The following is a 14,954-nucleotide window of genomic DNA, read 5'->3' on the forward strand; positions in this document are numbered from 1 at the left end:
ACTCTTCGTTTGCGGAACCGAGGGGGCTAGCCGAAGAAGCCGCCGCCGTCGCCCCCGCCATTGTTGTTGTTTCCGTTGTTTCCGCCGAAGCCGACCGAGGCGAGGGTGATCGTCGTCTGGGCCGGGTCGGCGTCGTTGCCGCCGTCGGGGTCCTGGTCGGTGACGAGCGCGGTGTCGCTCTGGTCACTGCCGTTGGCGAACTGGATGTTGGTGAAGCCGGCCGCCTGCAGGATCTGCTTGGCCTGGCCCACGGTCCGTCCCACGACGTTCGGGACCTTGGCCTTCGGCTCCTCCTTCTCGGCCGCCTTGCCGATCTGGATGGTGACCGTGTCGCCCTTGTTCAGCTCGGAACCCGCCTCAGGGTTCGTCGCGACGACCTTCCCGACGAGGCTCTGGTCGTCGGTCTCGACCTCGGTGCAGGTACCGACCAGGTTGTTGGCCGCCATCTGGTTCTTGGCGGCGTCACAGCTCTGTCGGGCCACATCCGGGACGGTCTCCTTGTCCGGAGCCTTGGCGACCGTCAGCGTGACCGTGGAGCCCTTCTCGATCTTGCCGCCGTCAGGGTCCTGGCCGATCACGACCCCTGCCGTGCGGTCGGACTCCTCGTTCTTCCGCTCGACCTCGAAGCCCTTGTCTTCGAGCTGGGCCTTGGCCTCGTCGAACTTGATGCCCTGGACATCTGGGACCAAGACCTTCGGAGCGCCCGTCGAGATCACCAGGGCGATGGTGTCGCCCTTCTTGACCTTGGTGTCGGCCTTCGGTGTCTGGTCGCAGACGTTTCCGGTCTTCTCCTTCTCGCACTCGGCCTTGGTGACCGTCACGTTGAGGTCGACGTTCTCGGCCGACGCTCTCGCCTCGGCCTCCGTCTGGCCGACGAAGTTCGGCGCCTTGAGGGTGTCGTTGCCCGCGTCGTTCCCCGAGAACATCCACTGCCCGATGAGGACCGCGCCGATCAGCACCAGCACACCCGCGACCACCAGGAGGATCGTCGAGGTGTTGTTCTTCTTCTGCTGGCGGCGGCGGCCCTGGCGGTCGTCGTAACCGCCGTAGCCGTCGTCCGGGCCGACCGGAGGCAGCATCGTCGTGGCACCGGCGTCGGAACGCAGGGCCGTGGTCGGCTGGTCGTCGGGGTAGCCGCCGTAGCCGACCGAACCCATGGCAGCCGTGGCCGCGACGGGCTGGCCGTCGAGGCAGGCCTCGATGTCGGCGCGCATCTCGTCGGCGGACTGATAGCGGTAGTCCGGGTCCTTGACCAGGGCACGCAGAACGATGGCGTCCATCTCCGGCGTGATCTCCGGGTCGAAGACGCTCGGTGGCTGGGGCTCCTCCCGCACGTGCTGATAGGCGACCGCCACGGGGGAGTCACCGATGAACGGCGGGCGGACCGTCAGCAGCTCGTAGAGCAGACAGCCCGTCGAGTACAGGTCGGACCGGGCGTCCACCTGCTCGCCCTTGGCCTGTTCCGGGGAGAGGTACTGGGCGGTGCCGATGACCGCGGACGTCTGCGTCATCGTCATGCCGGAGTCGCCCATGGCGCGGGCGATGCCGAAGTCCATGACCTTGACCTGGCCGTTGCGCGTCAGCATGACGTTGGCCGGCTTGATGTCGCGGTGGACGATCTGGTTGCGGTGGGCGTACTCCAGGCCCTGGAGGATGCCGATGGTCATCTCCATGGCCCGCTCCGGCAGCAGCTTGCGGCCGCTGTGGAGAAGCTCACGGAGGGTGGAACCCTCGACGTACTCCATGACGATGTACGGGATCGAGACCCCGTCGATGTAGTCCTCGCCCGTGTCGTAGACCGCCACGATCGCGGGGTGGTTGAGTGAGGCGGCCGACTGGGCCTCCCGGCGGAACCTGGCCTGGAAGGTGGGGTCGCGCGCGAGGTCCGCTCGCAGCGTCTTCACCGCCACGGTGCGGCCGAGGCGGGTGTCCATCGCGAGGTAGACCTCCGCCATGCCACCACGGCCGAGCACCTGGCCCAGCTCGTACCGGCCGCCGAGGCGACGCGGCTCTTCCATAGCTTCCTACCAGCCCTCTCCGTCGGATCCCGACCGCACCGATGTGTGGTCCGGCGGCTGTGCTCCGGGCATACGGTACCCGGCTCGCCTTCTGTGACCTGGCCAACCGCGTCACCCGATACAGGACCGGTATCGCAACGTGCACCGATGTGAAGGCGACGTGAGCGGGGTCACTTCTTGCTGTTGATCACTGCCTGCATCACGCTCTTCGCGATCGGGGCGGCGAGACCGCCACCGGAGATGTCACCGCGATCGGCCGCACCGTCCTCGACGACCACGGCCACGGCGACCGGCGAGCTGCCATCGCTGAGCTTGGCGTACGAGATGAACCAGGCGTACGGCTTCTCCTTGTTGTTCACGCCGTGCTGCGCGGTACCGGTCTTGCCGCCGACGGTGACGCCGCCGATCTTCGCCCTGCCGCCCGTGCCCTGGGGGTCGTTGACGACGGTTTCCATCATGTCCTGGAGCTTCTGGGCGGTCTCCGACGAGACGGCCTGGGACAGGGTCTCGGGCTCGTGCGTCTCGATGATGTCGAGGTTGGAGGCGCGCAGCTGGTCGACCATGTACGGCTTCATCAGCTCACCGTCGTTGGCGACGGCGGAGGCGACCATGGCCATCTGCAGCGGGGTGGTGCGGTTGGAGGCCTGACCGATGCCATCCATGGCGTTCTGCGGATCGTTGTCCTTGGGGTAGACGCTCTCGGCGGCGCGGACCGGGACGTCCATCTCGGCCTCGTTGAAGCCGAACTTCTCGGCCTGCTCGATCATCTTCTCGTTGCCGACGTTGTCCGACATCTTCGCGAACACGGTGTTGCAGGAGACCATCAGCGCGTAGCGCAGGGTGGCGTTCTTGCACACGCCGTGCTCGTTGGTGAGGTCGGTCTTCGTGCCGGGCAGCTGGTACGGGTCGGGGGTCTTCGTCTTGTCGTCGATGCCCGAGACGATGCTGTTCTCCAGCGCCGCGGCGGCCGTGACGACCTTGAAGGTGGAGCCCGGCGGGTAGGTCTCGCGCAGCGCGCGGTTCAGCATCGGCTTGTCGGGGTCCTTCTCCAGCTTCGAGAAGGTCTTGCTGTCCTTGGTGCTGACCCCGGCGAACGTGGACGGGTCGTAGGACGGCGTAGAGGCCAGGGCAAGGATGGCGCCGGTCTTGGGGTCGAGCGCGGCGACGGCGCCCTTCTTGTCGCCGAGGCCCTCGAAGGCCGCCTTCTGCGCGGCGGCGTTGAGGGTGGTGACGACGCTGCCGCCCTCCTTCTTCTTGCCGGTGACCATGTCCAACGTGTTCCGGAAGAAGAGCCGGTCGTCGTTCCCGGTCAGGATGCCGTCCTCAAGGCTCTCCAGCTGGGTGGCGCCGATGATCTGGGACGAGTACCCGGTGACCGGCGCCCACATCTCGCCGTTCTTCCAGGTGCGCTTGTACTTGTAGTCGAGCCCTTCGGAGGCGACGGACCCAGTGATGGCCTTGCCGTCGACGATGATGTCCCCGCGAGGCGTGGCGTAGCGCTCGATGGAGACGCGACGGTTGTACTTGTCGGTGGCGAGAGAATCCGCCTGGACGTACTGGAGCCAGTTGCTGCGGACGAGCAGGGCGAGAACCAGGAGCCCGCAGAAGATCGCGATGCGGCGCAGGGGCTTGTTCATGACGGGCGGACCACCTGGGTCATCTCGGCGTCGGGGTTGGGTGCGGGGGCGGGAGCCGGCCTGCGCGCGGTGTCGCTGATTCTGATCAGGATGCCGATGAGTGCCCAGTTCGCGATGACCGAGGAGCCGCCGTACGCCAGGAAAGGCATCGTCATACCGGTGAGGGGAATGAGGCCCATCACACCGCCCGCGACGACGAAGACCTGGAGGGCGAACGCGCCGGACAGACCGACGGCGAGCAGCTTGCCGAACGGGTCGCGCGCGGCGAGGGCGGTCCGGATGCCGCGCTCCACGATCAGACCGTAGATCAGCAGGATCGCCATCACGCCGGTCAGTCCCAGTTCCTCACCGAAGGTGGCGAGGATGAAGTCGGAGTTCGCGGCGAAGCGGATGAGTTCGGAGTGGCCCTGGCCCCAGCCGGTGCCGAGGGTGCCGCCGGAGCCGAAGGCCCACAGAGCCTCCATGGACTGCGCGGAGTGGCCGACCACGGTCTTGGAAAGCTCCCACTCGCCCATGGGGTCCAGCCAGGCCTGCACACGCTGCTGGACGTGGATCTCGAACGAGGCCACGCCGACCGCGCCCGCGGCGGACATCAGCAGACCGAAGACGATCCAGCTGGTCCGCTCGGTGGCGACGTACAGCATGATCACGAACATGCCGAAGAACAGCAGCGACGTACCGAGGTCGGTCTCGAAGACCAGGATGAGGATCGACATCGCCCAGACGACGATGATGGGGCCGAGGTCGCGGCCGCGCGGGAGGTACAGGCCCATGAAGCGGCGGCTGGCCAGCGCGAGCGCGTCGCGCTTCACCATCAGGTAGCCGGCGAAGAAGATCGCCAGCACGATCTTGGCGAACTCGCCGGGCTGGATGGTGAAGCTGCCGACCTGGATCCAGATCTTGGCGCCGTAGGTGAGTTCGGCGCCGAGGCCCGGCACCAAGGGGAGCAGCAGCAGGACCAGCGCGCCGGCCATGGAGATGTAGGTGTAGCGCTGGAGGGTGCGGTGGTCCTTGAGGAAGATCAGCACGGCGATGAGGAGCGCGATGCCCATCGCTGTGTAGACCAGCTGATTGGTCGCCTTTCCGCCCGCCTGCCCGATCTGCTGGAGCAGTTTCGACTGGTCCAGTCGCCAGATCGCCACCAGCCCCAACCCGTTCAGCAACGTGGCCAGGGGCAGCAGCAGCGGGTCCGCGTACGGCGCGAATTTGCGCACGACGAGATGGCCGATGCCGGCCATCACGCCGAGACCGATGCCATAGGCGGCCAGCCCTGCCGGGATCTCGTCGTTCAGGGCGAGACCCACGTTGACGTAGGCGAACACCGGGATGACGACCGCGAACGCCAGCAGTGCCAGCTCGGTGTTGCGTCGGCTCGGGGTGCCGATCGCGCCGATCGTGGACGTGTGCTGCGTCGACGGGTTGGTAGTACTGCTCATCGTGTGACTGGGCCCCTCGCGGCTTGCCTACTGCTCACCGCACCGTGAGACCAGTTCCTGCTCCTCCTCCGAGAGGCTGGGGCCGGTCGACGGTGTGGGTGCGGTCTGGGTCGGGGTGGGGGACGTCGACGGTTTCGACGTCGGGGACGGTGTGGCCTTGGACGTGAGGGAGGTCTTCGTGGTTCCCGTGACTCCGCCGGCCTCGCCCGCGCCGGTCTTGGCGTTGCTGTCCGCCGCCTCGCGGCGCTCGGCGTTCTTCTTGCACGCCGACGCCTGGGTGGACAGCTCCGTGATCTTCTTCTCGGCGTTGCTCAGACCGCCCTCGGCGATCGTGGCCTCGACCAGCTTCTGCTGGTAGGGCGGGAGGTACTTGAGTTCGATCTCGGGGTGGTCCTTCTGCACCTTCGAGAGCGAGATCCACGCCAGGTCCTGGCTGATGCCCCGGTACAGCGCCACATGGTCGTCGTTGGCGCCGACGTAGTACTGCGTCTGGGTCCAGCGGTAGCCGCCGTACAGGCCCCCGCCGACCACGGCGAGGGCGAGGACGCCGAAGAAGGATCTCTTCAGCCACCTGCGCTTCCTGCGCGGCTTGACGAAGTCGTCGTCCGAGTAGTCGTCGAAGCTGCCCGCGGCCGGCATGTACCCGGTGGCGTCGCCGGAGCCGGGCGGGCCGAACTCGCCGCCACCCTGCCCGTGCCCCTGACGGCCTAGGCCCGAGGCACGGCCGGCCGGGGTCTGCATGATGCCGTTGTCCTGCAGGTGGAGCTGGTTCTCGGCGACCGCGCCGACCACGACCGGGGTGTCGGAGAGCTGCCCGGCGAGGGTGTCCCCGGTGTCGAGGTCGAGGACGTCGGCGATGATCACCGTGATGTTGTCCGGGCCGCCGCCGCGCAGCGCGAGCTGGATCAGCTCCTGCACGGTCTCCTGCGGGCCCTGATAGCTGGCGAGGGTGTCCTCCATCGTCTGGTGGGACACGACGCCGGACAGCCCGTCGGAGCAGATCAGGTACCGGTCGCCGGCCCGCACCTCACGGATGGAGAGGTCGGGCTCGACGTGGTCGCCGCTGCCCAGCGCGCGCATCAGCAGGGAGCGCTGCGGGTGGGTGGTGGCCTCCTCCTCGGTGATGCGGCCCTCGTCGACCAGACGCTGCACCCAGGTGTGGTCCTGGGTGATCTGGGTGAGGACGCCGTCCCTGAGGAGGTACGCGCGGGAGTCGCCGACGTGCACGAGGCCGAGTCGCTGGCCGGTCCACAGCAGGGCGGTGAGCGTGGTGCCCATGCCCTCCAGCTGGGGGTCCTCCTCGACCATGGAGCGCAGCTGGTCGTTGGCGCGCTGTACGGCGGTGCCGAGCGAGGTGAGGATGTCGGAGCCGGGGACGTCGTCGTCGAGCGTGACGAGGGTGGAGATCACCTCCGAGGAGGCCACCTCGCCGGCCGCCTGGCCGCCCATGCCGTCGGCGATCGCGAGCAGTCGGGGACCGGCGTAGCCCGAGTCCTCGTTGCCCTCGCGGATCATGCCTTTGTGCGATCCGGCGGCGAAGCGCAGTGACAGACTCATGCGCACCTCGCCCGTCGGCTCCGGGTACATCCGCACGGTGCCCACCCTCCGGTCGGGAGCGCGCCGGAGCCCCTGGTGGGGGACTCCGCTGCGTGCTCGCTCCGCTCGCGCCTATTCATGATGTAGCACTACTTCCGCAGCTCGATGACGGTCTTGCCGATGCGGATCGGCGCGCCGAGCGGAATCGGCGTGGGAGTCGTCAGTCGGTTCCGGTCGAGATACGTGCCGTTGGTGGACCCCAGGTCCTCGACGATCCACTGGCCGTCGCGGTCCGGGTAGATCCGGGCGTGCCTGCTGGAGGCGTAGTCGTCGTCCAGCACGATCGTGGAGTCGTGCGCGCGGCCCAGCGTGATGGTCTGGCCCTGCAGCGCCACGGTGGTGCCTGTCAGCGTGCCCTCGCTGACGACGAGTTTGGTCGGGGCGTTGCGCCCGCGGCGGCCGCCGCCGCCCGTGGCGGGCGCGGGCTGCTGGCCGCGCTGCTGCGGTGGGGCGGCCTGGCGGGCGGCCGCAGCCGGCCGCGCGCTCTCTCGGCGCGACCCCCGCTGGGTGACGCGCGTACCGAACAGGTCGCTGCGGATGACCTGCACGGCCACGATCACGAACAGCCACAGTACGGCCAGGAAACCCAGCCGCATGACCGTGAGGGTCAGCTCTGACATTGCCCCCGCTTCACCCTTCGGCTTGCCGGTAAATGATGGTGCTGCTGCCCACGACGATCCGCGAGCCGTCGCGGAGCGTAGCGCGGGTGGTGTGCTGCCCGTCCACCACGATGCCGTTGGTGGATCCGAGATCCTGGATCGTCGAGGGCGTTCCGGTCCGGATCTCGCAGTGCCGACGGGAGACGCCGGGGTCGTCGATCCGCACGTCGGCTTCGGTGCTGCGTCCCAGCACCAGCGTCGGGCGGGAGATCTGATGGCGGGTGCCGTTGATCTCGATCCAGTAGCGCATGCGCCCGCCGGCCGCCGGAGCGCCGGGCGGCCGCTGGCCGAGCGGGGCGACGCCGGGGCGGCCACCGCCGGGCGGCGGCGCGGCCGGCATGGGCGGGGCGCCCGCGGGTGCCGCGGTGGGCGGGTAGCCGTAGCCGCCGGGGCGGCCGGCGGCGGGGCTCGCCGGGGCGCCGGAGGGCGCCTGCTGGTCCGTGGATCCGGCGAGCGTACGGCTGCGCACCCGGTACAGACCGGTGTCGAGGTCGTCGGCCTTCTCCAGATGGACCTTGATGGGGCCCATGAAGGTGTAGCGCTGCTGCTTGGCGTAGTCGCGCACCATGCCGGCGAGCTCGTCGCCGAGCTGGCCGGAGTAGGGGCTGAGGCGCTCGAAGTCGGGCGTGCTCAGTTCCACGATGAAGTCGTTGGGGACGACCGTGCGGTCGCGGTTCCAGATGGTCGCGTTGTTGTCGCACTCCCGCTGGAGTGCTCCCGCGATCTCCACGGGCTGGACCTCGGACTTGAACACCTTGGCGAAGGTGCCGTTGACCAGACCTTCGAGACGTTGCTCGAACTTCTTCAGGACTCCCATGGGGCACCTCCTCCGTCGTCACCGCTCTGCGTACCGTGTCGGTACTGCTTACTGATCGTATCCACGCGCCGGGAAATCGGCTGGTTCCCCCGGTCGGCCCGGTCGACCGGTGTCACCCGGTATCGGCGCCCACTGGAGTCCCCCTGCCGGATTCCCACCGGAGCTCCTCTTCGAACTACCTCGTCCGAACTCTGCCAAGGATCGTAGAGGCGGTGCGAGACCAGTGTCCCGCACCGGACTGTGCGCCCCGTCCCTCTCCTGTGGAGATGGCCGGGACCGGTACGAGGTTGATACGTGAACCAGCACTCGTTGATACGTGGCCGGAGGGGCCGTGTGTTCGGTCCGTGCCGGTCGGCCCTGGCACGTCGCCGCGCGGCGGGGCCGGCCGTGCAGAAGGGATGTGAAGCCACCGTCCCCAGCGTGCTAATCTTCTCGATGTCGGAAGGCGCCGAAACCGCAAGGAACGGGGCCTGAGGACACACCCAATGCGCGGGTGGCGGAATAGGCAGACGCGCTGGATTCAGGTTCCAGTGCCCGCAAGGGCGTGGGGGTTCAACTCCCCCCTCGCGCACAGCGAAGCGGTCCCATCGTAATCACGATGGGACCGCTTCTTTTTGTGCGCTCGCCAACCGCTTGGCAGGGCTGGATGCACGATTGCGTGGCTGTGAAGTGTGAGGAGTCTCTCAGGGGCCCGGTAAGGGCTTTCGGCTTCCGGTGGTGCGGAACGGTACGGGGGCGTGCCGAGCTTGGCGTGCGCGGTCGCGGGTGGTGTTCGGGTCAGCGTCACAGGAATCGTCGTAGGTGTTGCAGATAGGGATACCTGCGATGTTTCACGTGAAACGGTGCCGAGTGGGGCATCGGTCGCTCTCTCTCGGTGCCGGTTCTGTGAAGCCGGTCAGCACCGTTGACGCTCGCCTGTCCCACACCTATCTTCTGGTCGACAATTCGCACAACGTTCGTATTTTCGAACGGGTTTCTCGCTTCTCCCCCACCTCTGCCAGAGACGAGGCGTACATGGCACCGCCGCTCTCCCGACGCTTTCTCCTCCAGTCCGCGTTGCTCAGCGCGGCCGTACCCGGAGTCTCCTTCGCGACGGGTGGCGGACGGGCGGTCGCCGCCCCTGTCCCGACGCCGTCCACGTGGTCGGTGCGGCCGTTCGAGCTGAGGGACGTGACGCTCGGCCGGGGCCTGTTCGCCGACAAGCGCCAACTGATGCTCGACCACGGGCGTGGCTACGACGTCGACCGTCTGTTGCAGGTCTTCCGGGCGAACGCGGGACTCTCCACCAAGGGCGCGGTCGCTCCCGGCGGCTGGGAGGGCCTCGACGGCGAGGCCAACGGCAACCTCCGTGGCCACTACACCGGGCACTTCCTGACGATGCTCGCCCAGGCCTACGCCGGCACGGGGGACACGACCTACTCCGACAAGATCCATTACATGATCGGCGCCCTGACCGAGGTGCGCGAGGCGCTGCGCGCCGACCCGCGCATGCTCGCCGTGGCCGGGAAGTTCGGCACCGCGCACGAGAACGTCCGGGGCTCCTACCAGTACGTCGACCTGCCGGACAGCATGCTCGGGGGTGCCTCCGCGATCACCTTGTCGGCCTGGGTGAAGCCCACGCACAACTCCGACTGGGCCCGCGTCTTCGACTTCGGCGACAACAGCACCCGCTACCTGTACCTGGCCGCGCGCAACGCGAGCGGCTTCCCGCGCTTCGCCGTCACCACCAGCGGGCCCGGCGGGGAGCAGGGGCTCAACGGCACCGCCGCCCTGCCGCTCGACCGGTGGAGTCATCTCGCGGTGACGATCGGCGGTGGCACCGGCACGCTCTACGTCGACGGCACGGCCGTAGCGCGGAACACCTCGATGTCGCTCACCCCTGCGGCTCTCGGCACCCTGGCGAACAACTGGCTCGGTCGGTCCAACTTCCCCACCGACCCCGTCTTCGCGGGCGCGTTCGACGAGTTCAACGTCTGGTCACGGGCGCTGACGGCCGCCGAGATCACCTCGCTCCAGAGCGACCGCGCCCCGGACTCGTCGGCGGGCCGGGGCGACCTGGCCTCGTACGACTTCGTCGAGACCGACGGCGGCACGTTCGCCGACGGTTCCGGGCGGGGGCTGACCGCCACCCTGCGCCGCACCTGGGGCGCACCCAGCCATGACGGATTCCTGGCGGCGTACCCGGAGACGCAGTTCATCGAGCTGGAGTCGATGACCAGCGGCGACTACACGCGCGTGTGGGCGCCGTACTACACCGCGCACAAGATCCTGCGCGGGCTGCTGGACGCGTACCTCCACGTCGACGACGCGCGGGCGCTCGACCTGGCGGCGGGCCTGTGCGACTGGATGTACTCCAGGCTGTCGAAACTGCCGGACGCCACCCTGCAGCGGATGTGGGGCATCTTCTCCAGCGGCGAGTACGGGGGCCTGGTCGAGGCGATCGTCGATCTGTACGCGATCACCGGCGAGGCTGAGCATCTCGCCCTGGCCAGGCTGTTCGACCTGGACAAGCTCATCGACGCCTGTGCCGCGAACACGGACACGCTCGACGGTCTGCACGCCAACCAGCACATCCCGATCTTCACCGGGCTGATCCGCCTGTACGACGTCACGGGCGAGGCGCGCTATCTGACCGCGGCCAAGAACTTCTGGGGCATGGTGATCCCCCAGCGGATGTACGGCATCGGCGGCACCAGCACGGCCGAGTTCTGGAAGGCTCGCGGGGTCGTCGCGGGAACGATCAGCGACACCAACGCCGAGACCTGCTGTGCGTACAACCTGCTCAAGCTGAGCCGGAGCCTGTTCTTCCACGAGCAGGACCCGACGTACATGGACTACTACGAGCGGGCGCTGCTCAACCAGGTCCTCGGGTCCAAGCAGGACAAGGCCGACGCGGAGAAGCCGCTGGTGACGTACTTCATCGGGCTGAAGCCCGGCCAGGTGCGCGACTACACCCCCAAGCAGGGCACCACCTGCTGCGAGGGGACGGGCATGGAGAGCGCCACCAAGTACCAGGACTCGGTGTACTTCGCCCGGGCCGACGGAAGCGCGCTGTACGTCAACCTGTACACCGCCGCGACGCTGGACTGGTCCGAGAAGGGGGTGACGGTCGCCCAGAGCACCGACTACCCCCGTGAGCAGGGCACCACGATCACCGTCGGGGGCGGCAGCGCGGCCTTCGAGTTGCGGCTGAGGGTGCCGTCCTGGGCGAGTGCCGGTTTCCGGGTGACCGTCAACGGGAGCGCGGTGAGCGGCACTCCGGTGCCGGGGAGCTACTTCACGATCCCCTCCCGCACCTGGAGCGGCGGGGACGTCGTACGCGTGGCGATCCCGTTCCGGCTGCGGGTGGAGAAGGCCCTCGACGACCCGTCGCTCCAGACGCTGTTCTACGGGCCGGTCAACCTGGTCGGCAGGAACAGCGCCACCACCCACCTGTCGGTCGGGCTGTACCGCAACGCCGGGCTCTCCGGCGATCTGCTGCCCTCCCTCACCCCGGTGGACGGGGAGCCGCTGCACTACACGCTGGACGGCACCGCATTCGCTCCCTTCCACGAAGGGAGCGAGGACCCGACCCACGCCTATGTGAAGCGTGCCGAACCGAAGGTGGTCCTCGGCGGCGCCGACTCGGGCGTCACCAACCCCGCGAAGTCCGACGGCACGACACTGCTGGACGAGATCTGGGCCGGGGCGCCGTTCGCCGACAAGGACGCCCTGGTGGCGCGGGTGCGGTCGGCCGTCACCTCCTGGGTGTCCGCCGGACTGCTGAGTCAGGCCGACGGACAGCAGGTGGTGACCACCGCGCGGAACGCCACGTACGCGGCCTAGCGGCACGGGCGGCCGTTCCCCGGGAGGGGGGCGGCCGTCCTGCGCGTTCCGCCTTCCGCGCGGCTACGCGGCGAGGCGCGCGGCCAGGGTCTTGGCCTTGACGGCCGCGTCCTCGAAAGCCTTGGCCCGGGAAGCTTCCGCGAGGGGGATCAGCTCGCTCATCGCGGGGTTGTGCGGGGCCATCGTGAGCTCCGGGACGATGAAGTCGACCTCCAGGCCGAGGGCTTCGGACAGGACCGCCGTCAGGTAGTTCTGCACGTACTCCAGGGGTTCGCGGGGCGTGCCCGGGGCGTAGGAGCCGCCGCGGCTGGCGACGACCGTGGCCGGGGTGCCCTTGATCTTCGAGCCCTCGGTCATGGCGGTGCGGCCGATGAGGACGACGTTGTCCAGCCACGCCTTGAGGGTGGACGGGATCGAGAAGTTGTACATGGGGGCGCCGATCAGGATCGCGTCCGCCTGCTCCAGCTCCACGATGAGCTTCTCGCGCTCGGCGAAGGCCGCGGCCTGCTCGGGGGTGTGCGTCGCCGGGTCGGCGAAGCCGGCGGTGTGCGCGGCGGCGCTGATGTGCGGCACGGGATCGGCGTGCAGGTCGCGGTAGACGACCGTGCCGTCCGGATGCTGGTCCTCCCAGGCCTTGCGGTAGGCCTCCGTCACCGCGCGCGATGACGAGGCGCCGGCGGGAAACGCGGACGAGTCCAGGTGCAGCAGCGTGGCCATGGAGAACTCCAGAGGAAGTGGCTTCGTTTTCGTACTCGACTATGAATAACACAGTCACTTACTTTTTTTCATCCCCGTACTTCAGGCCAGTACTCTTGCTCTCATGGCGGAGCAGCAGCAGGGCATCCATGGCGCCGGGCCGTGTCAGCGGGTCGACGAGGGCATCACCCGTGTGTTCGCCCTGCTCGGCAAGCGGTGGACGGGTCTGATCGTGGCCGTCCTGATGCCGCATCCCGCACATTTCGTCGATCTGCGCAGGGCGATTCCCGGCATCAGCGAGCGCATGCTCTCCGACCGGCTCACCGAACTCGGCGCGGCCGGACTGGTGGTGCGCGAGGTCGACGACGGGCCGCCGCTGCGCGTCACCTACCGGCTGACCGAGGCGGGGGAGGCGCTGGAACCGGCGCTGCGGGAACTCAAGGACTGGTCCGAGAGCCATCTGCCGCAGAGCGGGCCGTGTCCGGGGGTGGCGCGGACGTCGTAGCGCGGACGTCCTGGCGCGGCCGGCCAAGGGGTGCCCAGTGCTTCGCGGGTCGGCTCGGCGATGGGTGGACGACCGGGGTTTTCGCAGGTGCGGGCGGGTCCGACACGGAGTTTTCCACAGGGTCTGACGCGTTTCGGCCACCGGCTGTAACGTCAGCACGAGTTGATGTTCGTGCGTGGACGTGTACGGGGGAGGCGGTCGTGATGACCGAGGCCGGTACGACGGCAGGGCCGGTGGCCGACGCGGAGTCGGCGCCGTCGCGGGTGGCCGAGGTGGAGGCGGCGGTGTCGCCGTCGGCCGCCGCGCGGGTGCCGGGGGTGAGCGGGTTCGCCCGGTGGCCGTCGGTGGAGTCGCCCAAGGACGAGGGCAAGGCGCTGCGCACGAGGGTGCCCCGCAGCGCGCACGCGGACCTGACGCTCACCACCGACCGGCCGGACGCGGTGTCCGCGGTCGAGGAGTCCAACCGCGGCCGGATCGCCGCCCTCACCCCGATAAGGGTGGGCAGGATGGCGGCCACCCCCTTCGCGTTCCTGCGCGGCTCGGCGGGCCTCATGGCCCACGACCTCGCCCGTACGCCGATGACCGGCATCGGCGCCCAGCTCTGCGGCGACGCCCACGCGGCCAACTTCGGCCTGTACGGGGACGCCCGCGGCGGACTGGTCATGGACCTCAACGACTTCGACGAGACCGTGCACGGCCCCTGGGAGTGGGACCTCAAGCGCCTCGCCTCCTCCCTGGTGCTCGCCGGCCGTGAGGCGGGTGCCGACGAGGACGTCTGCCGCAAGGCGGCCTACGACGCGACGGGTGCCTACCGGCGCACGATGCGCCTCCTCGCCAAGCTCTCGGCGCTCGACGCGTGGAACGCCATCGCGGACGAGGAACTGGTCTCCCACACCGACGCCCACGACCTGCTCGGCACACTGGAGCGGGTCTCGGAGAAGGCGCGTGCCAACACCAGCGGGCGCTTCGCGGCCAAGGCGACCCGGGCGGTGGAGGGCGGCGGCCGCCACTTCGTGGACGCCCCGCCGGTGCTGCGCCGCGTGGAGGACGCTGAGGCGGCCGCCGTGGCCACCTCCCTGGAGCAGTACCTGACCACGCTGACGGAGGACCGCCACCCGCTGCTCGCCCGGTACGCCGTGCACGATGTGGCGTTCCGCGTGGTCGGCACCGGCAGCGTGGGCACCCGCTCGTACGTCGTCCTGCTCCTGGACCACCGCGGTGAGCCGCTCGTCCTCCAGGTGAAGGAGGCCCGCCCCTCGGCGCTGGAACCGCACCTCGCGACAGCCGGCTTCGAGGTGCCGGAGGTGGACCACGAGGGCCGCCGGGTGGTGCTCGGCCAGAAGCGCATGCAGGTCGTCAGCGACATGCTGCTCGGCTGGACCTCGGTCGACGGACTCCCCTTCCAGGTACGTCAGTTCCGCAACCGCAAGGGCAGCGTCGATCCCGCGGCCCTGGCCGCCGACCAGATCGACGACTACGGCCGCATGACCGGCGCCCTCCTCGCCCGCGCCCACGCCCACAGCGCCGACCCGCGCCTCATCGCCGGCTACTGCGGCAAGAACGACGAACTGGACGAGGCGACGGCCACGTTCGCCGTGACCTACGCGGACCGTACCGAGGCGGATCACGCGGACCTGGTGACGGCGGTGCGGGCGGGACGCGTCGCGGCGGAGACGGGGGTCTGAGCGAGGGCCGGTGGAGGGTGCCCGGGTGCACCGAGCGGGCCGAGCGCGGCCGGCCGGGCGGCCGACCGGTGCGGGCCTCG

General features: G+C 69.2%; 10 protein-coding genes and 1 tRNA gene. 4 read left to right on the plus strand and 7 right to left on the minus strand.

Annotated elements, in window-relative coordinates; genetic code table 11:
* Positions 1–26: 26 nt before the first annotated feature.
* The 6 genes from pknB to H4687_RS23420 all read right to left on the minus strand — a co-directional run bounded on the left by pknB (position 27) and on the right by H4687_RS23420 (position 8,163).
* Positions 27–2,018 carry a Stk1 family PASTA domain-containing Ser/Thr kinase gene (gene pknB, locus H4687_RS23395; protein ID WP_046915261.1) on the minus strand — a complete coding sequence of 664 codons (1,992 nt, stop codon included), beginning with the start codon at positions 2,016–2,018 and terminating at the stop codon, positions 27–29.
* A gap of 170 nt (positions 2,019–2,188) precedes the next feature.
* Positions 2,189–3,655, minus strand: coding sequence for a penicillin-binding transpeptidase domain-containing protein (locus H4687_RS23400; RefSeq protein ID WP_046915260.1), 1,467 nt, complete (start codon positions 3,653–3,655; stop codon positions 2,189–2,191).
* Positions 3,652–5,091, minus strand: a complete 1,440-nt coding sequence (locus tag H4687_RS23405; protein WP_046915259.1) for an FtsW/RodA/SpoVE family cell cycle protein — start codon at positions 5,089–5,091, stop codon at positions 3,652–3,654. The genes H4687_RS23400 and H4687_RS23405 overlap by 4 nt, the downstream gene beginning before the upstream one ends.
* 27 nt (positions 5,092–5,118) lie before the next feature.
* Complete coding sequence (locus H4687_RS23410; RefSeq protein WP_179860070.1) at positions 5,119–6,648, minus strand: Stp1/IreP family PP2C-type Ser/Thr phosphatase; 1,530 nt, start codon at positions 6,646–6,648, stop codon at positions 5,119–5,121.
* A gap of 128 nt (positions 6,649–6,776) precedes the next feature.
* On the minus strand, positions 6,777–7,307 hold the full coding sequence (locus tag H4687_RS23415; RefSeq protein WP_046915257.1) for an FHA domain-containing protein FhaB/FipA: 531 nt from the start codon (positions 7,305–7,307) through the stop codon (positions 6,777–6,779).
* 10 nt (positions 7,308–7,317) lie between these two features.
* Complete coding sequence (locus H4687_RS23420; RefSeq protein WP_005483038.1) at positions 7,318–8,163, minus strand: FhaA domain-containing protein; 846 nt, start codon at positions 8,161–8,163, stop codon at positions 7,318–7,320.
* 487 nt (positions 8,164–8,650) lie between these two features.
* Here H4687_RS23420 and H4687_RS23425 point away from each other — a divergent pair.
* Positions 8,651–8,734 (plus strand) — tRNA-Leu (locus H4687_RS23425).
* A 443-nt stretch (positions 8,735–9,177) separates the two neighbouring features.
* The gene (locus H4687_RS23430; RefSeq protein WP_046915256.1) at positions 9,178–11,988 is read left to right on the plus strand and encodes a beta-L-arabinofuranosidase domain-containing protein; all 2,811 of its coding nucleotides are present in this window, start codon (positions 9,178–9,180) and stop codon (positions 11,986–11,988) included.
* Between the two features lie 63 nt (positions 11,989–12,051).
* Here H4687_RS23430 and H4687_RS23435 read toward each other — a convergent pair whose 3' ends face one another.
* The gene (locus H4687_RS23435; protein ID WP_046915255.1) at positions 12,052–12,705 is read right to left on the minus strand and encodes an FMN-dependent NADH-azoreductase; all 654 of its coding nucleotides are present in this window, start codon (positions 12,703–12,705) and stop codon (positions 12,052–12,054) included.
* A 103-nt stretch (positions 12,706–12,808) separates the two neighbouring features.
* Here H4687_RS23435 and H4687_RS23440 point away from each other — a divergent pair, with 103 nt between their 5' ends.
* Both H4687_RS23440 and H4687_RS23445 read left to right on the plus strand, forming a co-directional pair.
* A complete protein-coding gene (locus tag H4687_RS23440) occupies positions 12,809–13,189 on the plus strand; it encodes a winged helix-turn-helix transcriptional regulator (protein ID WP_046915254.1) in 381 nt (126 codons plus the stop codon).
* A gap of 203 nt (positions 13,190–13,392) precedes the next feature.
* Entirely contained in the window at positions 13,393–14,874 is a 1,482-nt protein-coding gene (locus H4687_RS23445; RefSeq protein WP_046915253.1) for a DUF2252 domain-containing protein, read from the plus strand.
* The last annotated feature ends 80 nt before the right edge of the window (positions 14,875–14,954 follow it).

The organism is Streptomyces stelliscabiei (assembly GCF_014873495.1).
In the GTDB taxonomy this organism is placed as follows: Bacteria; Actinomycetota; Actinomycetes; order Streptomycetales; family Streptomycetaceae; genus Streptomyces; species Streptomyces bottropensis.

Bases quoted from the DNA above. Each gene is read 5' to 3' on its own strand.
- pknB (WP_046915261.1), bottom strand. From the start codon at position 2,018: ATGGAAGAGCCGCGTCGCCTCGGCGGCCGGTACGAGCTGGGCCAGGTG.
- H4687_RS23400 (WP_046915260.1), bottom strand. From the start codon at position 3,655: ATGAACAAGCCCCTGCGCCGCATCGCGATCTTCTGCGGGCTCCTGGTT.
- H4687_RS23405 (WP_046915259.1), bottom strand. From the start codon at position 5,091: ATGAGCAGTACTACCAACCCGTCGACGCAGCACACGTCCACGATCGGC.
- H4687_RS23410 (WP_179860070.1), bottom strand. From the start codon at position 6,648: ATGAGTCTGTCACTGCGCTTCGCCGCCGGATCGCACAAAGGCATGATC.
- H4687_RS23415 (WP_046915257.1), bottom strand. From the start codon at position 7,307: ATGTCAGAGCTGACCCTCACGGTCATGCGGCTGGGTTTCCTGGCCGTA.
- H4687_RS23420 (WP_005483038.1), bottom strand. From the start codon at position 8,163: ATGGGAGTCCTGAAGAAGTTCGAGCAACGTCTCGAAGGTCTGGTCAAC.
- H4687_RS23430 (WP_046915256.1), top strand. From the start codon at position 9,178: ATGGCACCGCCGCTCTCCCGACGCTTTCTCCTCCAGTCCGCGTTGCTC.
- H4687_RS23435 (WP_046915255.1), bottom strand. From the start codon at position 12,705: ATGGCCACGCTGCTGCACCTGGACTCGTCCGCGTTTCCCGCCGGCGCC.
- H4687_RS23440 (WP_046915254.1), top strand. From the start codon at position 12,809: ATGGCGGAGCAGCAGCAGGGCATCCATGGCGCCGGGCCGTGTCAGCGG.
- H4687_RS23445 (WP_046915253.1), top strand. From the start codon at position 13,393: ATGACCGAGGCCGGTACGACGGCAGGGCCGGTGGCCGACGCGGAGTCG.